This is a genomic window from Sulfitobacter guttiformis (assembly GCF_003610455.1).
GTDB classification, from domain to species: Bacteria; Pseudomonadota; Alphaproteobacteria; order Rhodobacterales; family Rhodobacteraceae; genus Sulfitobacter; species Sulfitobacter guttiformis.
Genome location: NZ_RAQK01000002.1, coordinates 363235 through 389215 on the forward strand (window position 1 = coordinate 363235; position 25981 = coordinate 389215).

Below are 25981 nucleotides of genomic sequence, written 5' to 3' on the forward strand. Positions count from 1 at the left end.
TGTGGTTAGTCGCGGTGGCGGTGGATGAAATCAATCAAGGCGGCGGTGGACGGATCCTCGTTTGCGCAGCTTTGGGACCCGTCAACGACCGGTTGCAGCGTACTTGCCAGCTCTTTGCCCAGTTCGACACCCCATTGATCGAACGAGATTATATCGAGAATAATACCCTCTACAAAAACGCGATGCTCGTAGAGCGCGATAATCTGGCCCAGCGTGAACGGGTCAAGCAACGGGTAAAGCAACGTTGTCGAGGGGCGGTTTCCGGGGAAGACGCGGTGTCGGGCCTGACGTTCGAGGTCGTCTCCCTCGAACCCTTTGGCCGCAGCGATTATACGTGCCTGCTCCACTGATCTGCCCAACATCAGTGCTTTTGACTGGGCAAGGCAATTGGCGATCAACAGCTGGTGATGGTGGACAAGTTCCGCCTCGTGTCCATTGGCCGCCAGAAGGAATTCGCAAGGCACGACCCGTGTGCCTTGATGGATCAACTGGTAGAATGCGTGCTGTCCGTTGGTGCCTGCTGCCCCCCAGACAACGGGGCCGGTGTTGCGCGGACTGTCCGCGCCGCTGCGCAGCACACCCTTTCCATTCGATTCCATTTCGAGCTGTTGGAGATAGTTCGGCAGCAGTGCCAACCGCTCGTCATAGGGGAGAACGGCACGGGTCGTGTACCCGCAAATCTGGTTATGCCAGATGCCGACCAACGCCAGCAACACCGGCAGATTTTCCTCGAGCGAGGCCGCGCGAAAATGCAAATCCATTGCAGCGGCCCCGCGCAGGAAAGCATCAAATGCCTTGGGGCCAATGGCAATCATCAAAGACAGGCCTATCGGCCCCCAGACGGAATAGCGCCCGCCGACCCAGTCCTCAAAGCCGAACACTTGTGCCGGATCAATGCCAAACCCTGCGGTTTTCTCAGGACTGGTGCTAAGCGCTACGAACTGCACCCTCGGATCACCGCCATGGTCGGTCATCCATGCCTTTGCCGTTCGGGCATTTGTCATCGTCTCGATTGTGGTAAATGTTTTGGAGGCGACAATTACCAGTGTGGTTTTGGCATCCAGTCCGCGCAACTTATCCGCAATGTCGGCACCGTCGATATTGGAAACGAAATGACAGCGCGGCCCGTCATGATAGGGCGCGAGCGCACAGACCGTCATCGCGGGCCCCAGATCGGAACCGCCGATGCCGATATTTACAACATCTGTATAGGCCCCTTCGCGCACGCGGGTAGCAAAGCGGCGCATAGCGGCCAGTGTGTTATGCACGGCCGGCATAACATCCACGCCGTCCACCATGACAGGCCCACCGTCGAGATTGCGCAATGCGGTGTGCAGTACCGCGCGGTCTTCGGTCTCGTTTATGCGCGCTCCTTCGAACATTGCCTCGCGTTTCGCTTGCACACCGCTGTCGCGGGCAAGCGCCAGAAGGGTCTGAAGCGTTTCGGCATCAATATTGGTCTTCGAGAAGTCGAAATACATGTCACCCACCCGAGCGCTAAACTGCTCTGCCCGCGCGGAATTCTCAAAAAGTTTCGGTATGGAACGGTTTTTTACCCGGCTGTATTGCTCGTGCAGGGCGGTCCAATGGGTCATTGCGCACTCCAATGCAGGGTCGCGGTATCCAGAACGGTTCGGATAGGCGCCTGCGCTTCGGGCAATGTTGCGGCGCGGGCGACAGCGGCGCGCTTTTCGGCGCCGGTGATCAGCACATGGGTACTCCCTGCGTTGCGCAAAACGGGCGCGGTAAGGGTAAGCCGCCGTATTTGCTGCCCCTCTACAGAGACGGCAAGCAGCATAGGCGCATCCGTTGCCAGCGCGGCATCGAGCCCCTGTGCCCCCGGAAACAGCGATGCCGTATGCATATCCGCCCCCATGCCCAACAACAAAACATCGACCGGCAAAAGCTGCGACAGCTGCGCAGAACGCAATGCGGCAGCTGTCGCAATTTCTGTGTCTTCGATAAAAAAGGGGGCAAACGATGCCGCTGCTGCATTGTTTACCAACAGGCGCTTGCGGATCAGGGCCGCGTTTGATTGTGCATCGCTCTCCGGCACCCACCGTTCGTCCGTGAGAATGATATTGACGCGCGCCCAGTCAATCTCCGCTGTGCTGAGCGTGTCAAACACTGGGCCGGGGGTAGAGCCACCGGGCACGGCAAAGCATATTTTCTCACGAACTTTGAGTGCTTGCTCAAGCTCGGTGGCAAGAGCTTTGGCAACCTGTGGCATCATTTCGGATGACGTAGTATATTCTACCAGTTTCATTGGGTCACCTGCCGCCACTCCCGTCCCTCGCGACGCAAAAGCTCGGTTGAATCGGTGGGGCCGGTGCTGCCGTGATCATAGGGCTTTGGTACATCATTTCGTGCCTCCCAGCCCTTGATGATCGGATCGGTCCATGCCCATGCGGCCTCCACTTCGTCGCCGCGCATGAATAGGGTCTGGTTGCCACGTATCACATCCATAATCAGCCGCTCGTAGGCGTCTACATGCTCGACATCGTCGGGGTTAATTGCCTCCGCATAAGACATATCCAGCGGCACATCAATCAGGCGCATCCCGCCCGGTCCCGGCTCCTTGATTGTCACGCCCAAAGTGATGCCCTCGTTGGGCTGTAGGCGGATCGACAGAACATTGCGGTGTCGTCCGGCATCTTCGGCGAAGATGCTGTGCGGAGTGTCCTTGAACACTACCGTGATTTCCGAGGAACGTGCCTGCATGCGCTTGCCTGTGCGCAAGTAGAACGGCGTGCCGGCCCAACGCCAATTGCTGATCTCGGTGCGCAAGGCGATGAAACTTTCAGTGCGGGAGCGCGGATTTCCCACAGCTGTTCGAAAACCGGGGTTTTTCGCCTCGTTGCAGGGTTCGGCCTGATACTGACCGCGAACAACGTGATAAGGCAGCACCGGTTCGAGCGCTCGAATGACCTTAAGTTTTTCGTCACGGACCGCATCGGGGGAAAACCGTGCAGGGGGCTCCATCGCGATGAGGCACAACAGTTGCATAAGGTGGTTTTGCACCATATCGCGCATCGCCCCTGACTTATCGTAGTACTCGCCGCGGCCACCCACGCCCACTGTTTCGGCGACAGTGATCTGGATGTGATCGACATACTGACTGTTCCACAGCGGCTCGAACAGCATATTGCCGAATCTCACCGCCATGAGGTTTTGCACGGTCTCTTTGCCTAGATAGTGATCAATCCGGTAAATCTGGTCTTCATTGAAATACGTCGCCAGCGTTTTGTTAAGCGCTCGCGCCGTTTCAAGGTCGCGGCCAAAAGGCTTTTCGACGACGATCCGCGCCTGATCATCGGCCATGCCCCATTTTTGCAGCCGCTCCGCAATCTCGCCAAAGAGCGAGGGTGCGACCGAAAAATAGTAGGCCTCGACCCGTTCGGTGCCCGCCATCAAGGCTTGTAACTCCTTCCAGCCCTGCTCGCCTAGGGCATCGATCGCTACGTATTCAAGCTGGCCAAGAAAGGCTTCGAGCTGGGCAGGCTCAAATGTGTGGCCGCCCCCGAATTCACCAATCGCTTCGCGCACCATTTCGCGGTAACCGTCACTGTCCATCTCGCTGCGTGCGGCACCGATCACGCGCGCTTGGTCTGGCATCTGGCCCGCGCAGAACCGGCGAAACAGACCCGGCAAAATTTTGCGCCGCGCCAGATCGCCTGTGCCGCCGAAAATCACCAGATCAAATAAATCTACCGGAATGACGCGTGATACCATGGTCTTTGCCTTTATGGAGTGACGGGCATTCTGCCGCACTATTCGAAATTTATCGCGCCTGTCCTCATGATTGCATCGGTAAACGATAATTTTCGACGGGGAAGAGGCGAATTAAGTCATGTTAGCGCAAACATACGTAAATGTCCGATGTTCACAAGAGCGTGCGTGCAAAAAACAGGGCCTTTTCTTGATCAAAGCAATGCCCTACCCCGTTCTGGACGTAAAGAGTGTGGACGAAAGGTGACCCGATGAAAGATATTCCTCTGGCCAATCACGGGAAATTTCAAGATCCTGTTTTGACTGCATCCGGCGATCAGCGCGCTACCGTGGCCCTGAGCGATCCACAAACGCTGTGGTTCAACACTGGCACCCTTTGCAATATCGAATGTGCAAATTGCTATATCATGTCGAGCCCGACAAACGATGCGCTGGTCTATATTACAACCGACGAAGTGCGCGAATACCTCGACCAGCTCGAGGCCCGTAAATGGAACGTGCGCGAGATTGCGTTTACCGGCGGCGAGCCGTTCATGAACCCTCAGATGATCGGGATAACCGAGGCCGCCCTCGAGCGGGGCTACGAGGTTCTGATCCTGACCAATGCTATGCTGCCGATGATGCGTAAAAAGATGCGCGAAGGGCTGTTGCACCTTCATGCGGCTTATCCGGACAAGCTTACTTTGCGGATATCCGTCGATCACTACCGCCGCGATCTGCACGATGCGGAGCGTGGAAAAGGTGCGTTCGACAAAACGGTGACCGGCATGCAATGGCTACGCGACAACGGCTTTACCATGGCGGTCGCAGGGCGGTCGGTGTTTGAGCACACAGATGCTGACAGCCGCGCAGGATATGCGGCCTTTTACGCCGAGCACAACTTTAACATTGATGCGTATAACCCAGGAATGACTGTTCTTTTCCCAGAAATGGACGAGGCGGTCGAGGTGCCGGAAATCACCACTGCCTGCTGGGGTATTCTCGACAAGTCGCCCGATGCAGTGATGTGTGCGTCGTCGCGGATGGTGGTCAAGCGGCGCGGCGCGGAAAAGCCGACCGTGCTCGCCTGTACGTTGCTTCCCTACGCGCCGGAGTTCGAACTGGGCGAAACACTGGCAGAGGCCGAGCGCGATGTTGCCCTCAACCACCCTCATTGCGCCAAGTTTTGCGTCTTGGGCGGCGCGAGTTGTTCTGCCTAAAGGCTGATAATGTGGCCATGGCGCGGGTTTGCGCTGCCGTCGGCTAGTGTGCCATATATCGATGCCGCCTGCCCTAACCCGTCGTGTACCTTCACATCGAGCCATGTACCTGCATCGTCAGCCAGACGCTTCCATGCTTGGGTGATCTGCTTTTCAATTACGCCAGGACCCCACTCATCGCGCCGTTTGGCGATCTGGGCGGGCGCAAAGAAAAACTGTGGCTTGACGCCTTCAACCACGGTTTGTGGTGCGAACTGGTCCCAATGACTGATGCCGACAGCGGCGGAGTGTTTTAGGTGCGCACCCAAAGTGCTGTGCACCTGCGCTTTGACCCCTGCATTGCCTGACATATCCACATACACCGACGCGGCCAGTGGCAGCTGTCCGATCTCGTCATACGTCAAGACGAGATCACACGCTCCGAGGTCCTCGACAAAGCTGCGGTTTTTATCTGACGTGAGGCCGATGATCTTATAATCCCGGTCCTTAGGTTCGGCCAGATATTTGCACAACCCGAGGCCGGTTTTTGAAGAGGCACTACCGATAATGATCTGCTCCGCACCAAAGCGGTCATTGTCCGTCAGCCAGTCAAACAACAGATAGGAGGTCGCCAGAAGCGGCTGCAGTAGTGCGCGCATGTGGTCTTGCGATGGCCCGCTCTGCCGGACCGGCGTATAACGGTTATAGACGGCGGGCAGCTTTGCGCGGTGGGCACTTGCGTCGACAAAACCGCCGTAACCGTCCGCCTGCACCTCGATTACCAGCTCCTCCGCCAGCGGATAAAAGCCGTAGAGGCGTGTGCCTACGGCAATATCCGGGCTATTGCTTTCGCTCACAACCGCGGTACCCCAAACCGGCACCAGACCGTAACCCTCTATCCCTGTTGGAAAAAAGTTCCAGTAGCCAATGGCGAAACCGGATGCGGCATAGGTCACGTTATTGGCGGTCAGCGCAAAACTCTCGAGCTTGAGGCGGGCTTGTCCGACGCTGCAATCGGCTGCGGCCACGTCCTCTATGCGGGTTTCGGTAATAGTTTTATGGTTCGTCAAAAGGCGTTGCATTTACTGTCCTCCCCGGAGCATTGGCTCACCTTAGAGGGCGATTGCATGGACAAAACTATAACGTGACGTCAGAGACCTTTGCAGGCATACTGAAATCTACGATGACCGAGTAAAATAATTTCACGCAATTTAAACTTATTTGTAAATTAAAACAGTAAGTTAGCTGTAACTACTTTTGTGATCCGCCCCGGCGTTTGTCCGTGGGATTGCACCTCATCTGGGCTTCGCGCTATAGTGCAACGCAAGATATAGAATACATCAGCAAAGCTGGGACACAGATTGACCGATACGCCGGAAACGCCTGAAAACGAAGACGAAAACCTGCCTCAGCGGGCCGTTTATGACGGACCAACGGTGACGATCGAGCACGAGATGCGCACAAGCTATCTCGACTATGCGATGAGCGTGATCGTAAGCCGTGCAATTCCTGATCTGCGTGACGGCCTCAAGCCGGTGCACCGCCGGATCCTTTATGCGATGTATGAAGCTGGCAACACCCACGACAAAGCCTACCGTAAATCGGCGCGTGCTGTGGGCGATGTGATGGGTAAATACCATCCCCACGGCGATAGTGCGATTTACGATGCACTGGTCAGGATGGCGCAGGATTTCTCGATGTCGCTCCCTCTTCTGGACGGTCAGGGGAATTTTGGCTCCATGGATGGCGATAACGCCGCTGCGATGCGCTACACGGAAGTGCGCATGGATAAGCCTGCTGCGTATCTTCTCGCTGATATCGACAAGGAAACAGTCAATTTTCAAGACAACTATGACGGCAAAGACCGTGAACCCACGGTCCTGCCAGCCCGCTTCCCCAACATGCTGGTTAACGGTGCGGGTGGTATTGCGGTTGGTATGGCCACAAACATCCCGCCACACAACCTTGGCGAAGTTATCGATGCATGCCTTGCATTGATCGAGAACCCCGACCTGACGTCGGAGGAACTGATCGAATACGTTCCCGGCCCCGATTTCCCCACCGGTGGCATTATGCTGGGCCGCTCGGGTGCGCGCAAAGCGTATCTTGAAGGGCGCGGATCGGTTATCGTACGGTCCAAAACCCGCATAGAGGAAATCCGCAAGGACCGCTGGGCCATCGTTATCGACGAGATTCCCTATCAGGTGAACAAGGCTACTATGATCGAACGGATCGCAGAGGCCGCGCGCGACAAGAAAATTGAAGGTATTGCGCATGTTCAGGACGAGAGTGACCGTAATGGTGTTCGCGTCGTCATCGAGCTCAAGCGGGATGCGACAGCCGAAGTTGTAATGAACCAGTTGTTCCGCTTTACCCCGATGCAAACATATTTCGGGTGTAATATGCTCGCGCTCAATGGTGGCCGGCCGGAAACCTTGACCCTGCGCCGCTTCCTGACCTGCTTCATTGATTTCCGTGAGGAAGTTGTTGCACGGCGCACAGCACATCTGCTGCGCAAGGCCCGCGAGCGTAGCCACATCCTGTGCGGTCTGGCCGTTGCGGTTACTAACATCGACGAGATCGTAGCCACCATTCGCTCCTCCGCCGACGCCTCCGAGGCGCGAGAGAAGTTGATGACACGCCGCTGGCCTGCGGAAAGCATCCTGCCCTACATCAAGCTGATCGATGATCCCACACATACGGCCAACGCCGATGGGACATACAATCTGTCGGAAATTCAGGCCCGTGCGATTCTTGAGCTGCGGCTACAACGCTTGACACAGCTTGGCGTTAACGAAGTCACCACCGAGCTTGAAGAACTGGCCGCGAAGATCAAGGAGTACCTTGAAATCCTAGGCTCCCGCGACCGTATCATGAGCATCATCCGCGACGAGCTGGCCGAGACGCGCGACCTGTTCGCCGTGCCACGGCGCACACAGATCGTCGACTGGTCCGGAGATATGGAAGACGAGGATCTGATCGAACGCGAGGATATGGTCGTGACCGTCACCTCCGGCGGTTATATCAAACGCACGCCTTTGGCCGATTTCCGCAGCCAACGCCGCGGCGGCAAGGGTGTGTCTGGTATGGCCACCAAGGAAGAAGATGTAGTCACCACCCTCTTTGTGGCCAACACCCATACGCAGCTGTTGTTCTTTACCACCGACGGCATGGTCTACAAACTCAAGACATGGCGCCTGCCCCAAGGTAGCCGTACCTCCAAGGGCAAGGCGATTGTGAACATCCTGCCAATCCCCGTTGGCGTCTCGATTGCGGCGATCATGCCCGTAGACCGTGACGAAAAGGAATGGGATGATTTGCAGGTTGTGTTCGCCACTTCCGCCGGAACCGTGCGTCGCAACAAACTCAGTGATTTCACCAATGTGATGCGCAACGGCAAGATCGCGATGAAGTTCGAGGACGAGCATCAAGGCACGACTTTGATCAATGCCCGTATTGCAAGCCACGATGACGACGTGATGCTGGTCACAAATTCGGGCCGCGCCATCCGCTTCCGGGCTACTGACGTTCGTGTGTTCAACTCGCGCGCTTCGGTCGGGGTGCGCGGCATCAAGCTGCTGGGCGAAGATCGCGTTGTTTCCATGTCGATCATTCGTCACTTCGATGCCGCTTCCGAAGAGCGGACGGCCTACCTCAAGATGCGCCGCGCTATGGCGGGTCTTGCGGATGATGTGTCCGAGGATGACGAGGAAGCGGCACCCGCCGATCCGAACTTCTCCAATGAGCGCTATATCGAGATGTCAGCCGCGGAAAATCTGATCCTGACCATCACTTCAGCTGGTGCAGGTAAGCTAAGTTCGAGCCATGATTACCCGCTGCGGGGTCGTGGCGGTATGGGGGTCACTGCGATGGACAAAGCCATGCGTGGCGGCGAAATCGTAGCAAGCTTCCCGGTCGAGATGGATGACCAGATCATGCTTGCGACCTCCAAGGGTCAATCGATCCGCGTGCCAGTTGAGGGTATCTCTTTCCGCTCACGCAGTGCGGGTGGCGTCAAGGTTTTCAACACCGGCAAGAACGAGGTTGTGGTATCAGTCGCGTGGATCGCGGATCAGGGTGACGAAGCAGTAGAAGACGCAACAGAAGCGAGCGGCGAGGCTGAATAAGCCCCGCCCTTCTCGTGTTTGGGCAGTCTTCGTCTCTGGGACATGAAAAAGCAAAATAAAGCTCGATTTCGCGAGTTTCCTTAGTTTTCAGATTACAAAAAAGAGCCGCTTCACAATGAAGCGGCTCTTTTGCTAAGCAGAAAGTTGCTTTGAAGCAAAACTTGTGGGTTAGCCGTGGATACTGTTGCGAAACCGGGCGTGGAAGCAATTACGAGGATTGAAAAGATCCCTGCGCCGAGAGCGGCTGCACCTTCAATGCCTGCGCCTGACGAAAGAGACCCTATGCGGACGCCGAGTTTGCGCAAAAGGGTGTCATCGCGATAACACCAAGAAGTGCGAATGATTTCTTCGGGTATTTCTGTCGTACAAAAATTGATGCAGCAGCGACTCAGCTGACGTAGTGGGTATTGATTAACCCCTGCACCACGGGACAAAAAGCGCAGAGAGCAGACCGATAAAGCCGCACTATAATACATATATTAGGACGCTGAGGAAAAATGGATTAACCAGAATAAGTTGTGGAATCCTCTGCCCGAAAGCAGAGGTTTCTACCCTGAAGTTTGCTTAAATATTGTAAATTCCGCTGAATTTTTCTTTCAGATACGCTAAAAGAGGGGCCTCATCGGGCGCTTTTCCGGATGCACGCTCGATGACGTCACGCGGCTCGTACAGACCGCCGTGTGTCTGAACGTTCTCACGTAACCATGTCGTTGCTGCCGAAGTATCGCCAGCCGCAAGGTCCGCATCCAGACCGGGAAGTGCCTGTCGCATCGCCTCATTCAGGCATCCGGCATAGACGTTTCCAAGGCTGTAGGTCGGAAAATACCCGAACAAGCCGACGGGCCAATGCACATCCTGCAAAACCCCGTTTGAGGGCTTGTCGACAGCGAACCCGAAATCGGCCTCGAACCGGTCGTTCCACGCCGCCTCAAGCTCGCTCACCTGCAAATCGCCAGACATCAACGCGCGCTCGAGGTCGAACCGCAGCAGAACATGCAGGTTATATTGCAACTCGTCCGCCTCGGTCCGGATAAATCCATCGCCCACGCGGTTTACAGTGGCATAGAAAGCATCTTCGTCTTTTACGCCAAATTCACCAAACGCATCTTTCATCTGGCCAAACAACCAGCCGGTAAATGCGCGGCTGCGGCCAATCTGGTTTTCGTAAATCCGGCTCTGGCTTTCGTGGACACCCATACTCACGCCACTGCCAAGTGGGGTCAGTAGGTGATCCGCGTGGATGTTCTGCTCATAGGCGGCATGGCCTACCTCGTGAATTGTGGAGTAAAAGCAATTGAACGGGTCAATAGGATTTGTCCGTGTGGTAATACGAACATCCAGGCCCGAACCGCTCGAAAACGGATGCACTGCTTTGTCCACCCGCCCGCGTGTCATGTCATAGCCAAAGGTTTTCGCCAGTTGGCGCGTCAGTTTCATCTGCGCACCTTCGTCGTATTCACCGCTCAGTGGCGCCACAGGTTTTGCCTCACGAATGGCTGCGCGCAGTTCAGACAGAACAGGCCGCATGGAGCCGAACATCGCCTCCAGATCGGCCCCTGTCGTACCGGGCTCATAATCTGCCAACATAGCATCATAGACATCACCACCAGCCGCCAGTGCCTGCCCCTCTTCGCGCTTGAGCATGATCACTTCGGCCAGTGTTGGCGCAAAAGCCTTGAAATCATTATCGGCGCGTGCTTCGGCCCAGATGCCTTGGGAGGCCGACGTGAGCTTTGCAATGCGGGTCGCCAAAGCTGCGGGCACTTTGCTGGTGCGCTCGAAACTGCGGCGAATGTGGCGCATGTTGGCTCTGCCCACTTCGTCCAGCGTCTTGTCGTCAATCGCGGAAAGCCAGTCACCGACCCGTGGATCAATCCGGCGCGCATGAAGGATACTCTCCATAGCGGCCATTTCCTCGGCCCGTTGCGGGGCGGCGCCGCGCGGCATCATTGTCTCCTGATCCCACCCAAGGCGCCCGGCTACTTGCCCCAATGCTTGTGTATCGCGGTTGAATTCCATCAAATCATCGTAGGCGGTCATGTAGTAGCTCCTCTGAGCGATGTCGCGATTGGGTACAGGGACAAATGGCGGGCCCGCAAGATCAGCACAAAGCAGACCACTGCAAGACCTTGATGTGCAAGCGCTACGGGCATGATGGCGGCAACCATCACAGTTGTAATACCAAGGACCACCTGTGCAGTGATCGCAACAAACGCCAGATTAAACGCGCGGCGGGTTCTGGAATGGCTTGATTTGCGCCCGCGCAGCCAGACGATGATTGCAAAAGCAAACAGAAGATAACCCGTCATGCGGTGGATAAACTGCACCAGACCGGGGTTCTCGATAAAGTTGATCATGAACGGCTCAAGGACAAAGGCCTGTGGCGGGAAAAACTGGCCAGCCATGAGCGGCCAATCAGTATAGGTGCGGCCCGCATCAATGCCCGCCACCAGCGCACCGATGATGATTTGCAAAAATGTTAAGTGCAGCAAACCTGTGCTCAGGCCATAAAGCTTACCTTCCTTGGCGCGGCGAGCCTGCATCAAATCACGTTCGGTGCGGCCAAGACTGAGAGCGAACCACGTAATCAATCCCATGATGATAAATGCAAGTCCCAAATGCGTGGCAAGGCGCACGGAATGTACGTCGGTTGTTGCTTCGCCGGTGGTTACCCCCGACGAGACCATCCACCATCCGATCGCACCCTGCATGCCACCCAAACCGCCCAGTAAAAGCAGGCGTGGCGTCCAGCCTGTCGGAATCTGACGGCGTAAAAGGAACCAGAAGAACCCGACAGCCCAAACAAGGCCAATTACGCGGCCAAGTTGACGGTGGCCCCATTCCCACCAGTAAATCACTTTGAAGTCGGCCAGTGTCATCCAGCTGTTTTGCAACAGGAATTCATCAATCTGCTGATATTTTGCAAATTCCGAGGCCCAGTCGGCGGCATTCAGCGGCGGAATCGATCCGGTCAACGGGCGCCATTCGGTGATGCTTAGGCCGCTGTCGGTCAGGCGCGTGGCACCGCCCACGAGGATCATCAGAAAAACCAGAGCAAATAGCGAGATTAGCCAGTTGCGGATGGAAATACGCGCACCGGTGCGGCCCTTGTCGATGACGCCCATTTGCGCTACCGGCTTTGCCGTGTCTGCACCCACTTCTTCGAACAGTTTGCGTTTGGTTGCCATGCTTTCGCGCTCCTTCTTCGTTCTCGCTCCGTGAAGTAGCCCCTCGCGCCCACAGCGTCTAGCTGCGTTCCTTCCAGCGGACCATCTGCCGCAAGGTGCCGTGTAAAATCTGCACGTCCGCCCGCGTCAGCGGCAGGCGGCTCCACAGATTGCGCAGATTAAGCTTCATCGAGGCCGCTTTATGCTCCGGATAGAAAAAGCCCGCCTCTTCAAGCCGCTCCTCATAATGCTTTGCAAGGTGCTCGATCTCTGAATTGTGCGCCCATTCGCCCCCCGCCAGCTCCTCGACTATCGCTGGTTGTGTGGCGTGCAGCCGCATCCATTCATATCCCATCAACAGCACGCATTGTGCCAGATTGAGCGAGGCAAATTCGGGGTTCACAGGCACCGAGATGATCGCATTGGAGCGGGCAATATCGTCATTTTCCAGCCCTGCCCGTTCAGGTCCGAAAAGCACTGCAACCCTTTGACCGTTTGCGATTTTCTGTGCGGCCAACTGCATTGCGGCCTCGGGGGTATAGACGGGTTTTGTCAGATCACGGTCCCGCGCCGTTGTTGCAAAGACAAAGCTGCAATCGGCCAGCGCATGGGGCAGATCCGGCGAGAGCAGCGCGTGATCCAACACCCGACCTGCCCCCGATGCCATTGCTACCGCCGCCGGATTTGGCCAGCCGTCCCGCGGCGCCACAACGCGCATGTGATCCAGCCCGAAGTTGAGCATGGCCCGCGCTGCAGCGCCGATATTCTCGCCCATTTGCGGGCGGACAAGGACGAAGGACGGTGCGGAGGGGTGTTCAATTGTCATGGCGCCCTGTTACCCCGTCCCAGCGCCCTTGCCAATAACATCTGCGCAGGTGTGCGGCAGGTGTGGAATAGAGTTTCCATCCCGCCGATGATTACGCTATTGCCACAGCCACGCCACGCAAGGACAGCAGCCCATGACAAACGCCCCAGAACAGCCACAGCTTTATCTCATCACCCCGCCGCAGCTGGATCTAACCAGTTATGCCGATACGCTTGCGCGGGTTCTTGATGCCCATCCGGCGGCCTGTGTGCGCCTTGCCCTCGCCACCAAGGACGAGGATGTGCTGTCACGCGCTGCCGATACACTTCGGGCAGTCACGGATGCACGCGAAGTGGCGCTGGTAATTGCGGATCATACACTGCTGGCCGAACGGTTGGGCCTTGACGGTGTGCACCTTTCTGATGCTGCCCGTTCGGTCCGGCATGCCCGTAAAGTGCTGGGGCCTGATGCCATCGTCGGTAGCTTTTGCGCAGGCTCGCGCCATGACGGGATGAGTGCAGGCGAAGCGGGAGCAGATTACGTAGCTTTTGGTCCGGTTCGCAATACTGCTCTTGATGACGGGGAGATTGCCGAGGCCGATATGTTCCAGTGGTGGTCCGAAGTGATCGAGGTGCCTTGCGTTGCCGAAGGTCAACTTGATGCCGCTATGATCGCACAGCTCGCCCCCATGACCGATTTTTTCGGCATCGGGGACGAGATTTGGGGTCAGGACGATCCGGTTGCCGCCCTGACGGCTCTTTGGTCTGCTGTAGGGTAATCCCCTACAGCGCTGCCATTACAGCAAGGTCCGCTCGATCACCCAGTAAATGCCGATCAAAGCGATCAGCAAAGAACCTGTGACCGACAGCGCGCGGAACATCACTGGGTACTCCGTTACCATCTCCTCGGCGCCGGAAAGCTTCGCTCGGCGTGCGGCCAGCACACCGAGCCAGATAAGTGCAAAGGCCAGCGCAATAACGGCAAGCTGTCCCAGCTCTACCCCCACGTTAAATCCGATGAGCGCCGGCACGAACTGGTCGTCGGGCAATCCAAAATCCCCCAGCACAGAGGCAAAGCCCAACCCGTGCAGCAGGCCAAAGCCGAAAATCACCGCAGGGCGCCATTTTGTCAGGCCGCGGGCAAAGATGTTCTCGACAGCGACATAGACGATAGAGGCCGCAATCAGCGGCTCGACGATGCTGCCCGGTACGTTGACCAGACCCATAGCCCCCAACGCCAGCGTGACGGTATGGGCCAGCGTGAAGGCCGAGACCTGCCAGATCAGCGGACGCAGATGGATCGACAGAAAAAAGAGCCCCAAAACAAACAGAATATGATCAAGCCCTTTTGGCAAAATGTGGTCGAAACCTACGGGAATATATCCCGCGAATGTTTGCCAGCCACCTGCCTGATCTCCTCCGTCGAGCGCGATTGCAGGGCTGCTTTCGCCGCCAGCAATCAAACCGGTAAAGGGTGCCTCAACGCCCTGTTGGCGCAGCACCAGATCGCCGCCGCCATCGGGCCATGACACCGTAATAGTGGATCCTTCGGGCATGTCAGCTGCCAGATCCCATTCCGCGATGCGCGGCAATTCGGGATCAACGCCCGCTGGCACCATGATCCCCATGCTTTCGAGGATAAGTGGTCTGCCATCCACGCTGATCACCGGCAGGGCATTCCATCCGTCCAGCAGTTCAGGCGCGCGCGCGGCCAGTGCATCTTTTGATAAAGCGCGCAACGCGTCGTAATCCTCGGCCTCTGGCGCATTATTGGTGTCGTCAATGACGTCAAGATCGACGCCTGCGATAAACGCTTCAAGGTTAATCCGCAGGCTCAGCTCCGCGCGGCCTTCGACGACAGTGAGATCGGCAATTGTAGGCACAACTTCGTGCGCCAGTGCGGGACTGCTTGACAACGCAAGCACGAATGCCAGCTTAGTTAACAGTAAAAGGGAAAACCGTTTCATGAAACTCACCTATATTGCGTCGATCTCGACAATCTTGTTAGCCGCTCCCGTGGCCAATGCCCATGAATTCTGGATTGATCCACCGGAATTTCAAGTGGAAAGTAGCGCAGCCTTCACTGCTGACTTGCGCAACGGGCAGTTATTCGAGGGGACGGTGCAGTCTTATTTTGCTGACCGCAATACGCGTTTCGATGTCACAATCGGTGATACTACTGTGCCTGTTACGGGCAGGATGGGGGATCGCCCCGCGCTCCAGATTGATGCGCCTGGGCAAGACGGGTTAATGATAATCGCCCATGAGGCCGCACCTTCCAGCCTGACCTATGCTGAATGGCCTAAGTTCCTCGCATTTGTCGAGCATAAGGATTTCAAGGAGGCTGAAGCTGTTCATACTGCGCAGGGCTGGGCCAAGGAAGGCTTTAAAGAGATCTATACCCGCCATTCCAAATCTCTTGTTGCGGTGGGTAGCGGTGAAGGGTCCGACCGCGAATTGGGACTCACGACTGAATTTGTCGCCCTCGAGAATCCCTACGCTGCAGATTTTGATGGCACACTTGATGTGGCACTACTCTACAATGGTGCACCGCGCGCAGATGCGCAGATAGAGGTTTACGAACGCGATCCCGAAGATGCCGTGACGGTGAGTATCCTGCGCACCGATGCCATGGGAAACGCGTCGGTTCCGCTCGTGGAAGGCATGGAATACCTGCTTGATGCGGTGGTCTTGCGCCCCGTAGAGGGCGCCACGACCGTCGAGGCGGGCCCGGTTTGGGAGACCCTCTGGGCCTCCATGACATTCGCGATGCCGGCACGCTAAACTCTTAACCCCTTGCACGTGGCGGGATCGCGGGCCAAAACCCCCGATATGAAAGATACGCCTGAAATCCTGTGCATCGGCTCCGTCCTGTGGGACGTGATCGGCCGGTGCGATAATCCAATGCGCCAGGGGTCCGACATGCCGGGCCGCATTTCCCGCCTGCCCGGCGGTGTTGCGATGAATATTGCTATGGCATTGCGGCGCTTCGGCCTCACGCCTGCCCTGCTCAGCGCCGTAGGCCGTGATGTCGAGGGCGATGCATTGATCTCGGCCTGTCATGCGCGGGGCCTTCGCACGGACCTGATCTACCGTTCCGATGACTTACCGACGGATCAATACATGGCGATCGAGGCCACCAACGGCCTAATTGCCGCCATAGCTGATGCGCATTCACTGGAAGCTGCGGGTGCAAAAATTTTGCGTCCGCTCGAAAACCTCATGATACCTTTTACCGGTGCGGTGGCCCTCGACGGTAATCTCACGCTTGAATTGCTATCGCAAATGGCACGCAGTCCTTTGCTGGCACAGGCCGATCTGCGGGTTGCGCCAGCATCTCCCGGTAAGGCATTGCGATTGATGCCTTTTGTCCAGTCAGGGCGCGGCACCCTTTATGTGAACCTCGAAGAGGCAGGTCTTTTGTGCCAAATGCAGTTCGACAGCTCTGAAATTGCAGCCAGTACCTTGCTGGAGCGGGGTGCCGCGCGTGCTGTTGTGACGGATGGCGGAAACCCCGCCACTGTCGCGGCGCCCGACGGTACGGTGACACAGACGCCGCCGCCAGTTTCCGTCACGCGGGTCACCGGTGCTGGCGATACGTTTATGGCGGCGCATATCGCGGCCGAATTGCGCGGCCTTGCCCCAGATGCCGCATTGTACGAAGCCCTGAACGCAGCTGCGCTTTATGTTGCCGGAGAAACTAAAATATGATCCCCATCGCCTATTCTGCCGAAGTCGCTGCCGCCCGCAAATCCGGCGCAGCAGTTGTTGCCCTCGAAAGTACGATTATTACTCATGGCATGCCCTACCCCCAAAACATCGAGGTGGCGCGTCAGGTCGAGGATGACATTCGCGCAAACGGTGCTGTGCCTGCCACGATCGCGGTAATTGACGGCACGCTGCACATCGGGTTGGAGGATGCGCAACTGGGCCAGTTGGCCCAGGCCAAGGGCGTTGCAAAGCTGAGCCGTGCGGATATGGCAGCTTGTATTGCAACCGGCGGCACCGGTGCCACCACGGTCGCAGCCACCATGATCGCGGCACGTCTGGCAGGGATTGCTGTCTTTGCAACAGGCGGTATCGGCGGCGTTCACAAAGGTGCCGAGAATAGTTTTGATATTTCCGCCGATTTGATGGAGCTGGCGCAAACACCTGTGACTGTCGTCGCCGCCGGCGCCAAAGCGATCCTTGATGTCGAAAAGACGCTCGAAGTGCTCGAAACCCAAGGGGTGCCGGTGATTGCCTACCAGCAGGATGCCTTTCCCGCCTTTTGGTCACGCGGTTCCAAGCTCAAGGCACCTTTGCGCATGGATGATCCTGCCCAGATCGCTACCGCCCATCTGATGCGCGCGCAGCTAGGTCTGCCCGGGGGACAACTTGTCGCCAATCCGATCCCGCAGGAATCCGAAATCCCCAGCGCCGAGTTGGCCCCGATCATTGCCACCGCTCAGGCGGACGCGAACCGCGCAGGGATCACCGGCAAAGGTGTCACGCCCTATCTGTTGCAGCGGATTTTCGAACTGACCGAAGGTCGCTCCCTGACGGCGAATATTGCACTTGTGCGCAACAATGCACGTCTCGCGTCGCTGATCGCCATTGAATTAAGCAAAAAGGCGTAAGGAACAGGGCGCTACCTCATTGTGACTGTCGTAATCAACACTTAGCTATACTATAATTATTGCGCAGAGCACGGATATTGAACAGCAGATGAACACCCCCTTTGATCCCGATCCGGTCCATCCACCAAAGCGCGGGGTTCTGGGCCGCCTGCGCGGCAATTTCCTGACCGGCCTGGTTGTGATTGCGCCTGTTGGTCTGACCATCTGGCTCATCTGGAGCGTTGTTGGTTGGATTGACGGTTTCGTACTGCCGCTCGTGCCGATCAGATATCATCCCGACCGCCTGATACAGGATTTGCTTGGGCTTGATCCGCTGGTCCAGATCAACGTGCGCGGCATTGGCGTTGTTATCTTCTTGTTTTTCACGGTCTTCGTGGGGTTTATGGCGAAAGGCATCATTGGCCGGTCATTCATCCGCTTTGCAGAAAGTCTGGTCGAGCGCACGCCGGTTGTCCGCTCGATTTATTCAGGTATCAAGCAAATCTCGGAAACTATTTTTGCCCAGAACGAGAGCAGCTTCGAGACGGCCTGCCTGATCGAGTATCCGCGCAAAGGCATTTGGGCCATCGGTTTTATCTCGACCGAAGCCAAAGGAGAGATCGCTGCAAAAACGGATGGCGCGGGCGACATGATGTCTGTATTTCTGCCAACAACACCTAACCCGACATCAGGTTTCTTGCTGTTTGTGCCCAAACGGGACGTGATCGAGCTGAATATGACTGTAGAGGATTCAGCAAAGCTGGTGATCTCGGCGGGCCTTGTCTATCCCAACTCTAAGGCGCTGGAGAATGGTGCCGTTCCGATCGCCGATCTCAACAACCGCACTTAGTCGAACATTGCACGTAGATCTACACTGCTGCGCCGGCCTACGTTGTCTACATCGGTCCGCAAGAACGTCTCGGCGGCTGTGCGTCCTGCCGCTTTGAGTTGACCAATCACATTTGGATGCGCCACCATCTTGGTCGCCGCTGAAAGCTTAGCCATAAGCGTATCATCAGCAATCATGTGAATATACACGCGGTGCATCTTGTCTGCCGACATTGTCCCTTCTTCGATGAGACGCTGGACAAAATCGACGGCACGCAATTCGCGCAGCAGGCTCGAATTAAAGCTGATTTCGTTGATGCGGTTCTGGATATCGGCGGGGGTGGTCGGAATATCGTCTCGTTCCAGCGGGTTGATATTGATGATCACAATATCAGGGGGTAAATTTTTGCTAAACAGAGGGAAAAGTGCCGGATTTCCGCTATAGCCACCGTCCCAAAATGCCTCCTCTCGGCCGGTCGTTTTATCGAACATTTTGATCGCCTGAAACACCGTCGGCAGACAGGCCGAAGCCATAAGTGCATCTGGGCCGATCTCATCGCCTTCAAAAACGCGGATCTTACCATTGCGCAGGCGCGTAGCCCCCACAAAAAACAGCGGGGCGTGGTTGTCACATACCCTGTCATAATCAAATTTCTCGACAATTTCCCGCAGAGGGTTTTTGTAGAGCAGGCCGTAATCATAGGGTGAAACCATGCGACTGATCGTATTGCTCATCATCACCGGCCAACTGAACTGAAGCTGTTTGCTCAGTACACCAAGGCCAAAGGGCGCCATCCAGTCACCTATCGCCAGATCGGAGACACCTGCGACCTGCATCCAGAGCCATTCCAGATTGTCGCGCGCGCCCTGACGGCCACCGGTTATCATGCCGGATTTCAGGGCCGCTCCATTGAGTGCGCCTGCTGAGGTGCCCGAGATGCCAGAAATCTCGAGATCCTCTTCCTCCAGAAGGCGGTCAAGCACACCCCAGGTAAAGGCACCATGTGCCCCGCCACCCTGAAGCGCGAGGTTGATTTTCTTGGTCTTTGCCATGGTGATGTGCCCTTCGGGGTCCAGTCGGATTAAAGTGCGGTCCAGCCGCCATCGACGCTGATGGTCGTGCCCGTAATCTGGTCGCCCGCAGCCGAACATAAGAACGCAGCTGTGCCGCCCAACTGCTCGACGGTAGCGAACTCTTTGCTGGGCTGGCGTTTAAGCATGACGTTCTCGATCACCTCTTCGCGCGACATGTTGTATTCCTTCATCGTGTCGGGGATCTGCTTTTCCACAATCGGGGTCAGGACATAACCGGGGCAAATCGCATTTGCGGTGATAGGCTCCTGCGCAGTCTCCAAAGCTGTGGTTTTTGTCAGACCGATGATTCCGTGTTTGGCAGCGATATATGCCGATTTATAAGGGGACGCCGTGAGACCGTGTGCGGACGAAATATTGATAATCCGTCCCCAGCCCGCTTTGCGCATCATTGGCAAGGCGACTGCAGTGGTATGAAACGCGGAGCTGAGATTGATAGCGATGATCGCATCCCATTTCTCTGTCGGAAAATCGGGGATCGGTGCGACATGCTGGATGCCTGCATTGTTGATCAGGATGTCGCACACGCCGGCCTCTTCAATGAGATCGCGGCATTCATTTCCTTTGGACATGTCGGCCTTTATGTATCTCGCGGTTACACCTGTCGATTTTGCAATCTCTGCGGCCAATGCGTTATCTTCCTCATTGTCGGTGAAGGAATTGAGGACGATGTTTGCCCCCGCCTGCGCCAGCTGCCGCGCGATCCCAAGGCCGATGCCCGAATTGGAACCGGTAATAACGGCAGTCTTGCCGGACAGATCATATGTAAGGGCCATTGGGAGTTCTCCTGAAGATGGGATATCGCTCCGCTTATGGCGCGGTGCGACTGCAATGGAAACGGAGAATTCGGTGATCAGGTTCCCGTAAAGTAGACAATCCACCCTTCTGCCCAAAAAAAACGCCCGCACAAGGCGGGCGTCAAGTTATTGAGGCAGGTTTCATACAGGCAAGAAACCTATCGAGCAGTGAGTTACTTATAGTGAATTAACCGCCAAACGCCAAGCATTAAGTTTGCGCCTGCCTTTAGACCCAGTTAGAGGTTTACCTAATAAAAAAAGGGCAGCGCGGGATTGTTTCAAAAATGGCTTTAGATAATTTCTTAAGGGTACAGGGCTTTGTGGCCGTATCTTCACTGATTCTCTGGGGATTCGCGGCACAAAGCGAACCCACCCATGCCATCGCAATGTACGGCGCACCAGCCCTCCCAGAAGGGTACGCCAATTTACCCTATGTCAACGCCGATGCGCCCAAGGGCGGCGATATCGTGCTGGGCAATACAGGCGGTTTTGACACCCTCAATCCTTTTGTCCTCAAAGGGACTTCGCCGTGGCAATTGCCGTTTTTCACTCACGAGACCTTGATGGGACGGTCGTGGGACGAGCCGTTTACCCTTTACGGTCTGCTGGCTGAAACAGTCGAGACAGACGAGGCCCGTACTTGGGTCGAATTCACACTGCGTGAAGGCACGACCTTTTCGGACGGTAGCCCGCTCACAATTGAGGATGTTCTCTTCAGTTTCGAATTACTGGGCACACAAGGTCATCCGCGGTATCTAAGCCTTTATTCCCAAGTCGAGAGTATCACGCAGACCGGTGAACGCTCGGTGCGCATCACCTTCAATTCCGACAACCGCGAGTTGGCTTTGCTGGTCGGTTTGCGCCCCATCCTCTCCAAGGCACAATGGGAGGGGCGCGATTTCGCCAATGCTTCGGTGCAGGATATTCCGCTTGGCTCCGGTCCCTATACCGTGAGCGATTACGAGACAGGCCGTTATGTCACCCTAACCCGCAATCCCGACTATTGGGGCGCTGATCTGGCATTTCGCAGGGGTACCTCAAATTTTGATTCCATAAAACTCGATTTTTATGGCGATTCAAAAGTGTTGTTCGAGGGTTTTAAGGCTGGTGAAATATCCGCCGTGCGTGAATTCAACGCCGAGACATGGAACAGCCAGTATGATTTCCCTGCCATCACACGCGGCGACATCATCAAATCAGTGATTCCCCATCAAAAGCCTTCGGGCATGACAGGGTTTGTGATGAATACCCGCCGCGCGCCCTTTGACGACTGGCGCATTCGGGACGCCCTGATCAAGGCGTTCAATTTCGAATATATCAACGATACGCTGACCGGAAACTCACAGCCACGGATCACATCGTATTTTTCCAATTCCATCCTGGGCAAAGAGGATGGTCCTGCTAAGGGCCGCGTTGCCGAGTTACTGCTTCCCTATCAGGACACCCTTCCCGCAGGCACAATCGAAGGGTACGATCTGCCAGTCGCTGACGGTTCTGCACGCAACCGCAAAGGTATTCGCGCTGCAATGCTACAGTTTGAGGCCGCAGGCTATATGGTGACAGACGGTAAGATGAAGCGTGGCGATGGCACGCCTGTAAGCTTCTCCATCCTGATCCAGAAAGGCAGCACCGAAGATATCGCCATTGCAGAGCTTTATCTGCGCGCATTGGAGCGGCTGGGCATTGCAGCGACGATCGAGACGGTTGATGACGCGCAGTATTTCGCGCGCACCGGCGAATTCGATTTCGACATCACGGTGTTTCGCCGTGCCATGTCGCTGAGCCCGGGTAACGAGCAAAAGCTTTATTGGGGATCGGAAGCCGCCGACCAGCCCGGATCGCGTAATCTGATGGGTGCGCGCAGTCCGGCGATTGATGCAATGATCGGCGCCATGCTGACCGCCCGCGACAGTACCGATTTTATTGCCGCAACACGTGCGCTGGACCGTATCCTCACCGCAGAGCGGTTTGTGATCCCTTTTTGGTCCTACACAGAGGGGCGGATCGCCCATGTGCGCCAGATGAAGTATCCGGCCACTTTGCCGATTTACGGTGATGGCGCGGAGTGGATGCCGGAGGTGTGGTGGTGGGCCGATGAAAGCTGAGGCTGTCGACTGAACGGAAATCTTTCATAATATTATGATCTCTACAGGCTAGTCCCCCTGCATTTACATGCGTGTCCAATGAACCGGAGATCTGGCCGCCCGATTTTGATCGAACCTCTCTTTGGGCCGTCGGGCCACGGTCAGATTAACGCGTGTTCAGCGGCCATTCTTCCGGCAAAGTTTATCCAAAATTATTGGGCCCGCTGTAAGCAAGCGGACCTTTTTTTGTGGTGAGTTGTCGCGTTGGCAAAGGCGATCGCTAAAGGAAGTGTGCAATATGTATCATCGCAGTGCTCGGGTCTATTCAAAGGGCACATTTCAACTGCGCTGTGAGCATCGCGTTTTTAACGCGGAGATTTAATTGAAATACATTATTCCGGCTATAATCTCAAAAATTTTGGTTCATTTTCTGGAGTTTGGGCGGCCCGCCTAATGTTCGACATGCCAGCAATCCAAGTCAGGCAGAACCTGCGCAATTTCGGCGCTGCGCAGTAGTTTCAGAACCATTGGCGACGATAAGTCTTTGTTTTTGGTTTTTGGCGGTTTGCGCGCATTTACCCTGACCTTATGGCGATGTTTGTTCTGGTCCAGATCGCCGCGATCCTTACCGGCCATATCACGCTAGTGCCCCTGTTAGACGAGTGATGTGACCCAGAGGATCATTGCGTCATCGTCGCTTACAGATATTACGTTGTGACCCATGGTGGCATCATAATAGGCGCTGTCGCCGCGACGCATCTCGATCGGCTCATAGAATTCGGTAAACAACTTGATCACCCCTGTCAGGACATAGAGGAACTCTTCACCGTCATGGCGCACCCAACCGTCGAATTCCTCCATCTGGCGCGCACGGATGCGCGCACGATAGGGTAGCATATTCTTTTTGCGCAAGGCATCCGCAAGCAGTTCATGCTCGTAGGTGGCGGTCGCCTGTCCTGCGCCCTCACCTGATTTGGTAACAGCCATACGGCCATTAATCTGACCGGCAGCAGGCGGTGTAAAAAGCTGCGGCACCGAAATTTCCAGACCTACAGCCAGTTTTTTGAGGGCATCATAGGTCGGCGACATCTGGGCATTCTCGATCTTGGACAAGGTCGAACGGGCAAGCCCTGCCTGCGTCGCCGCCTGCTCAAGGGTCCAGCCGCGTGCCTTGCGCAATTCGCGAACCCGCGCGCCCAGATCGACAGGCGGCACCGTGTGCGCGGCACCGTCCTCGCGGGCGATCTGAATCATTGATTTGGCGGCATCTGCTGTCATGTATATGTGTATAGGGGGCGCGCGGACGCCTTGCAACGGATGCCGCTGCGCGGTAGCGAATGAACATGCTGTCTGTATTTGATAATGGCGCGCCGCCGCTTTGCCCTTCGCCTTTCAATATGGCGTCCTATGTACTGGCCTGCGGCGATTCGACGCCGGATAAAATTGCCCTTTCGGTGCTGGGCAGCGAAGATTGGACCTTTGCATCCCTCAAATCGGCGGTTCTTGGCACTGCAACGGGCCTGTTGGCGGCTGGGGCCGTACCCGGCGACCGTGTTTTGATGCGCCTTGGCAATACAGTTGACTTTCCGCTGGCTTATCTGGGTGCGCTGGCCGCTGGTTTGATCCCTTGCCCCACAGCCTCAGCGCTAACAGCGCATGAGGTGGCCCCGATGATCGCAACGCTCGATCCTGCTCTTATCTTGCTTGATCCCGATGTGGCGTGCCCGCCCCATGGGCGTGTCGTACAGCTGCACACCCTGCGGGCCATGCGGGATCTGCCACCCGCCAAATTTCATATGGGTGATCCCGAACGGGCAGGATATATCATATATACCTCCGGCACGTCTGGCTCCCCCCGTGCGGTTGTGCATGCCCACCGTGCAATCTGGGCGCGGCAGATGATGTTCGACGGTTGGTACGGACTTGGCGCAGAAGACCGTGTGCTGCATGCGGGTGCGTTCAACTGGACATACACACTTGGCACCGGATTGATGGATCCCTGGACCGTTGGCGCCACTGCGCTTATTCCTGCGGCAGGCACGAAAGCTACCGATTTACCGGCGCTGGTCGCTGCGCATAAAGCGACTATTTTCGCAGCAGCACCGGGGGTTTACCGCCAGCTTCTTAACCAACCCCAAATACCCGCCATGCCGGACCTGCGTCATGGGCTGAGCGCGGGTGAAAAGATTGCTCCCGCCGTTTGTGCCCGCTGGGAGGCGGCCACAGGCACCCGTATTTACGAGGCATATGGCATGTCCGAATGCTCGACATTCATTTCGGCCAGCCCCGCTTATCCCGCCGATACATCCGTGTTGGGCCGCCCGCAACACGGCCGACGAATCGCACTGCTGGGGCCCGAGGGGCCTGTGCCTTTGGGCATGGAGGGGACGATCGCCGTTCACCGCGACGATCCGGGCCTGATGCTGGGCTATCTTGATGCCCCCGACGAAACGGCGGCAAAGATGCAGGGCGCATATTTTCTGACCGGCGATCAGGGCAGCATGGATGAAAACTGTCAGATTACCTATCTGGGTCGCAACGACGACATGATGAATGCGGGAGGCTTTCATGTCTCTCCCGTAGAGGTCGAGGCGAGCCTTGCCCGCTTTGACGGTATTACGGCTGTAGGTGCCGCAGAGGTTGCCGTGAAGGAGAACGTAACCGTTATCGCCGCCTTCTACACGGCACCCGCCCCTCTGGACGAAGCGGCGTTGCGCAGTTATGCCGAGGCAAATCTGGCGCGCTACAAGCAGCCGCGCCTCTATATCCACATGCAGGCACTGCCGATGGGTGCCAATGGCAAGCTTCTGCGCCGTGCCCTGCGCCAACATTTTGAGGCCACCCGATGAGCGAACCAGTCAAACTCGACATTATGTCCGATCCTATTTGTCCGTGGTGCTATATCGGCAAGGCACATCTGGACCGCGCCTTGGCTGCCGCACCCGATCACCCATTTTTGATCGAATGGCACCCCTTCCAGCTCAATCCTGATATGCCCGCGACCGGCATGGATCGCCGCGCCTATCTCGAGGGCAAATTCGGCGGCAAGGAGGCGGCAGTAAAGGCCTATGCGCCCGTGGTCGAGCATGCGGAGAAGGCGGGCCTCAAGATCAACTTCGAGGGTATGAAGCGCACTCCCAATACCCTCAACGCACACCGCTTGATCCATTGGGCAGGCATTGAGGGCCGCCAGACTGCCGCCGTATCGGCCCTGTTTAAGGCCTATTTCGTCGAGACACGCGACATCGGCGATGTAGAAGTTCTCGCAGATATTGCGGACGCGATTGAAATGGATGCATCCGTGGTGACGCGCCTGTTTGCCACAGACGAAGATATGCAGGACATCCGCGACCGCGACTCTCACAGCCGCTCGATGGGGATCAATTCCGTGCCTACGTTTATTGTGGGTGGTAAGCATGCTGTACCCGGTGCACAGCCCCCAGAGTTATGGGCAAAAGTCATTGCCGAAGTGACCGCAGCAAAGAGTTAATGTTGCAAATGCGCCGCGTACTGGGCGTCTGGGTAAAAATACCACTAGGCGGCGCGCATTGCGTAGCCTAGAATCACGACCAAGGGG

The 25981-nt window shown here is 56.5% G+C and carries 22 protein-coding genes; 10 read left to right on the forward strand and 12 right to left on the reverse strand.

The features are described 5' to 3' along the window. Positions 1-5: 5 nt before the first annotated feature. The 3 genes from pgi to zwf are packed head-to-tail and all read right to left on the reverse strand — an operon-like array spanning position 6 to position 3732. Entirely contained in the window at positions 6-1595 is a 1590-nt protein-coding gene (gene pgi, locus C8N30_RS14425) for a glucose-6-phosphate isomerase (RefSeq protein ID WP_025062090.1), read from the reverse strand. After that, positions 1592-2266 (reverse strand): 6-phosphogluconolactonase, encoded by a 675-nt coding sequence (pgl, locus tag C8N30_RS14430; RefSeq protein WP_025062089.1) that lies wholly within the window; start codon positions 2264-2266, stop codon positions 1592-1594. The genes pgi and pgl overlap by 4 nt, the downstream gene beginning before the upstream one ends. Beyond that, on the reverse strand, positions 2263-3732 hold the full coding sequence (zwf, locus tag C8N30_RS14435) for a glucose-6-phosphate dehydrogenase (RefSeq protein WP_025062088.1): 1470 nt from the start codon (positions 3730-3732) through the stop codon (positions 2263-2265). The genes pgl and zwf overlap by 4 nt, the downstream gene beginning before the upstream one ends. Before the next feature lie 248 nt (positions 3733-3980). Here zwf and C8N30_RS14440 point away from each other — a divergent pair, with 248 nt between their 5' ends. Further along, positions 3981-4928, forward strand: coding sequence for a radical SAM protein (locus C8N30_RS14440; RefSeq protein WP_025062087.1), 948 nt, complete (start codon positions 3981-3983; stop codon positions 4926-4928). On the opposite strand, the gene C8N30_RS14445 is transcribed toward C8N30_RS14440, so the two are convergent. Further along, positions 4925-5989, reverse strand: a complete 1065-nt coding sequence (locus C8N30_RS14445; protein ID WP_025062086.1) for a DUF2855 family protein — start codon at positions 5987-5989, stop codon at positions 4925-4927. The genes C8N30_RS14440 and C8N30_RS14445 overlap by 4 nt on opposite strands. 279 nt (positions 5990-6268) lie before the next feature. Between C8N30_RS14445 and gyrA the strand changes: the two genes are divergently transcribed. After that, entirely contained in the window at positions 6269-9034 is a 2766-nt protein-coding gene (gyrA, locus tag C8N30_RS14450; protein WP_025062085.1) for a DNA gyrase subunit A, read from the forward strand. 564 nt (positions 9035-9598) lie between these two features. On the opposite strand, the gene C8N30_RS14455 is transcribed toward gyrA, so the two are convergent. The 3 genes from C8N30_RS14455 to C8N30_RS14465 are packed head-to-tail and all read right to left on the reverse strand — an operon-like array spanning position 9599 to position 13027. After that, on the reverse strand, positions 9599-11074 hold the full coding sequence (locus C8N30_RS14455) for a carboxypeptidase M32 (RefSeq protein WP_025062084.1): 1476 nt from the start codon (positions 11072-11074) through the stop codon (positions 9599-9601). Then, on the reverse strand, positions 11071-12222 hold the full coding sequence (gene ctaA / locus C8N30_RS14460; RefSeq protein WP_025062083.1) for a heme A synthase: 1152 nt from the start codon (positions 12220-12222) through the stop codon (positions 11071-11073). The genes C8N30_RS14455 and ctaA overlap by 4 nt, the downstream gene beginning before the upstream one ends. A 58-nt stretch (positions 12223-12280) precedes the next feature. Continuing rightward, positions 12281-13027 carry an RNA methyltransferase gene (locus tag C8N30_RS14465; RefSeq protein ID WP_025062082.1) on the reverse strand — a complete coding sequence of 249 codons (747 nt, stop codon included), beginning with the start codon at positions 13025-13027 and terminating at the stop codon, positions 12281-12283. Positions 13028-13160: 133 nt separating this feature from the next. Here C8N30_RS14465 and C8N30_RS14470 point away from each other — a divergent pair, with 133 nt between their 5' ends. Then, positions 13161-13784 (forward strand): thiamine phosphate synthase, encoded by a 624-nt coding sequence (locus tag C8N30_RS14470; protein WP_025062081.1) that lies wholly within the window; start codon positions 13161-13163, stop codon positions 13782-13784. A gap of 18 nt (positions 13785-13802) precedes the next feature. Here the strand turns inward: C8N30_RS14470 and C8N30_RS14475 are convergent, their stop codons facing one another. Then, complete coding sequence (locus C8N30_RS14475; protein ID WP_025062080.1) at positions 13803-14972, reverse strand: HupE/UreJ family protein; 1170 nt, start codon at positions 14970-14972, stop codon at positions 13803-13805. On the opposite strand from C8N30_RS14475, the gene C8N30_RS14480 reads away from it, so the two are divergent. The 4 genes from C8N30_RS14480 (at position 14971) to C8N30_RS14495 (ending at position 18453) form a co-directional block, all read left to right on the forward strand. Next, complete coding sequence (locus C8N30_RS14480; RefSeq protein ID WP_025062079.1) at positions 14971-15789, forward strand: DUF4198 domain-containing protein; 819 nt, start codon at positions 14971-14973, stop codon at positions 15787-15789. The genes C8N30_RS14475 and C8N30_RS14480 overlap by 2 nt on opposite strands. A 48-nt stretch (positions 15790-15837) precedes the next feature. Then, positions 15838-16716: a PfkB family carbohydrate kinase gene (locus tag C8N30_RS14485; protein ID WP_025062078.1), complete on the forward strand. Its 879-nt coding sequence runs from the start codon at positions 15838-15840 to the stop codon at positions 16714-16716. Beyond that, complete coding sequence (locus tag C8N30_RS14490; RefSeq protein WP_025062077.1) at positions 16713-17624, forward strand: pseudouridine-5'-phosphate glycosidase; 912 nt, start codon at positions 16713-16715, stop codon at positions 17622-17624. Before C8N30_RS14485 ends, C8N30_RS14490 begins: the two co-directional genes overlap by 4 nt. Positions 17625-17712: 88 nt before the next feature. Next, entirely contained in the window at positions 17713-18453 is a 741-nt protein-coding gene (locus C8N30_RS14495; protein ID WP_025062076.1) for a DUF502 domain-containing protein, read from the forward strand. Here C8N30_RS14495 and C8N30_RS14500 read toward each other — a convergent pair. Both C8N30_RS14500 and C8N30_RS14505 read right to left on the reverse strand, forming a co-directional pair. Beyond that, the gene (locus C8N30_RS14500; RefSeq protein ID WP_025062075.1) at positions 18450-19484 is read right to left on the reverse strand and encodes a patatin-like phospholipase family protein; all 1035 of its coding nucleotides are present in this window, start codon (positions 19482-19484) and stop codon (positions 18450-18452) included. The genes C8N30_RS14495 and C8N30_RS14500 overlap by 4 nt on opposite strands. Positions 19485-19513: 29 nt before the next feature. After that, positions 19514-20299 (reverse strand): 3-hydroxybutyrate dehydrogenase, encoded by a 786-nt coding sequence (locus C8N30_RS14505; RefSeq protein ID WP_025062074.1) that lies wholly within the window; start codon positions 20297-20299, stop codon positions 19514-19516. Between the two features lie 305 nt (positions 20300-20604). On the opposite strand from C8N30_RS14505, the gene C8N30_RS14510 reads away from it, so the two are divergent. Then, on the forward strand, positions 20605-22425 hold the full coding sequence (locus tag C8N30_RS14510) for an extracellular solute-binding protein (RefSeq protein ID WP_409373598.1): 1821 nt from the start codon (positions 20605-20607) through the stop codon (positions 22423-22425). 429 nt (positions 22426-22854) lie between these two features. Here C8N30_RS14510 and C8N30_RS19410 read toward each other — a convergent pair whose 3' ends face one another. Both C8N30_RS19410 and C8N30_RS14520 read right to left on the reverse strand, forming a co-directional pair. Next, positions 22855-23040 carry a hypothetical protein gene (locus C8N30_RS19410; protein ID WP_025062072.1) on the reverse strand — a complete coding sequence of 62 codons (186 nt, stop codon included), beginning with the start codon at positions 23038-23040 and terminating at the stop codon, positions 22855-22857. 18 nt (positions 23041-23058) lie between these two features. Further along, positions 23059-23682: a helix-turn-helix domain-containing protein gene (locus C8N30_RS14520; protein ID WP_025062071.1), complete on the reverse strand. Its 624-nt coding sequence runs from the start codon at positions 23680-23682 to the stop codon at positions 23059-23061. A 65-nt stretch (positions 23683-23747) separates the two neighbouring features. On the opposite strand from C8N30_RS14520, the gene C8N30_RS14525 reads away from it, so the two are divergent. After that, a complete protein-coding gene (locus C8N30_RS14525) occupies positions 23748-25253 on the forward strand; it encodes a class I adenylate-forming enzyme family protein (RefSeq protein WP_025062070.1) in 1506 nt (501 codons plus the stop codon). Continuing rightward, positions 25250-25894, forward strand: a complete 645-nt coding sequence (locus tag C8N30_RS14530) for a DsbA family oxidoreductase (protein WP_025062069.1) — start codon at positions 25250-25252, stop codon at positions 25892-25894. Before C8N30_RS14525 ends, C8N30_RS14530 begins: the two co-directional genes overlap by 4 nt. The last annotated feature ends 87 nt before the right edge of the window (positions 25895-25981 follow it).

Excerpts from the sequence above, each read along its gene's own strand:
- pgi (WP_025062090.1), bottom strand. The coding sequence starts at position 1,595 with ATGACCCATTGGACCGCCCTGCACGAGCAATACAGCCGGGTAAAAAAC.
- pgl (WP_025062089.1), bottom strand. The coding sequence starts at position 2,266 with ATGAAACTGGTAGAATATACTACGTCATCCGAAATGATGCCACAGGTT.
- zwf (WP_025062088.1), bottom strand. The coding sequence starts at position 3,732 with ATGGTATCACGCGTCATTCCGGTAGATTTATTTGATCTGGTGATTTTC.
- C8N30_RS14440 (WP_025062087.1), top strand. The coding sequence starts at position 3,981 with ATGAAAGATATTCCTCTGGCCAATCACGGGAAATTTCAAGATCCTGTT.
- C8N30_RS14445 (WP_025062086.1), bottom strand. The coding sequence starts at position 5,989 with ATGCAACGCCTTTTGACGAACCATAAAACTATTACCGAAACCCGCATA.
- C8N30_RS14455 (WP_025062084.1), bottom strand. The coding sequence starts at position 11,074 with ATGACCGCCTACGATGATTTGATGGAATTCAACCGCGATACACAAGCA.
- ctaA (WP_025062083.1), bottom strand. The coding sequence starts at position 12,222 with ATGGCAACCAAACGCAAACTGTTCGAAGAAGTGGGTGCAGACACGGCA.
- C8N30_RS14465 (WP_025062082.1), bottom strand. The coding sequence starts at position 13,027 with ATGACAATTGAACACCCCTCCGCACCGTCCTTCGTCCTTGTCCGCCCG.
- C8N30_RS14470 (WP_025062081.1), top strand. The coding sequence starts at position 13,161 with ATGACAAACGCCCCAGAACAGCCACAGCTTTATCTCATCACCCCGCCG.
- C8N30_RS14480 (WP_025062079.1), top strand. The coding sequence starts at position 14,971 with ATGAAACTCACCTATATTGCGTCGATCTCGACAATCTTGTTAGCCGCT.
- C8N30_RS14475 (WP_025062080.1), bottom strand. The coding sequence starts at position 14,972 with ATGAAACGGTTTTCCCTTTTACTGTTAACTAAGCTGGCATTCGTGCTT.
- C8N30_RS14485 (WP_025062078.1), top strand. The coding sequence starts at position 15,838 with ATGAAAGATACGCCTGAAATCCTGTGCATCGGCTCCGTCCTGTGGGAC.
- C8N30_RS14490 (WP_025062077.1), top strand. The coding sequence starts at position 16,713 with ATGATCCCCATCGCCTATTCTGCCGAAGTCGCTGCCGCCCGCAAATCC.
- C8N30_RS14495 (WP_025062076.1), top strand. The coding sequence starts at position 17,713 with ATGAACACCCCCTTTGATCCCGATCCGGTCCATCCACCAAAGCGCGGG.
- C8N30_RS14500 (WP_025062075.1), bottom strand. The coding sequence starts at position 19,484 with ATGGCAAAGACCAAGAAAATCAACCTCGCGCTTCAGGGTGGCGGGGCA.
- C8N30_RS14505 (WP_025062074.1), bottom strand. The coding sequence starts at position 20,299 with ATGGCCCTTACATATGATCTGTCCGGCAAGACTGCCGTTATTACCGGT.
- C8N30_RS14510 (WP_409373598.1), top strand. The coding sequence starts at position 20,605 with ATGGCTTTAGATAATTTCTTAAGGGTACAGGGCTTTGTGGCCGTATCT.
- C8N30_RS19410 (WP_025062072.1), bottom strand. The coding sequence starts at position 23,040 with ATGGCCGGTAAGGATCGCGGCGATCTGGACCAGAACAAACATCGCCAT.
- C8N30_RS14520 (WP_025062071.1), bottom strand. The coding sequence starts at position 23,682 with ATGACAGCAGATGCCGCCAAATCAATGATTCAGATCGCCCGCGAGGAC.
- C8N30_RS14525 (WP_025062070.1), top strand. The coding sequence starts at position 23,748 with ATGCTGTCTGTATTTGATAATGGCGCGCCGCCGCTTTGCCCTTCGCCT.
- C8N30_RS14530 (WP_025062069.1), top strand. The coding sequence starts at position 25,250 with ATGAGCGAACCAGTCAAACTCGACATTATGTCCGATCCTATTTGTCCG.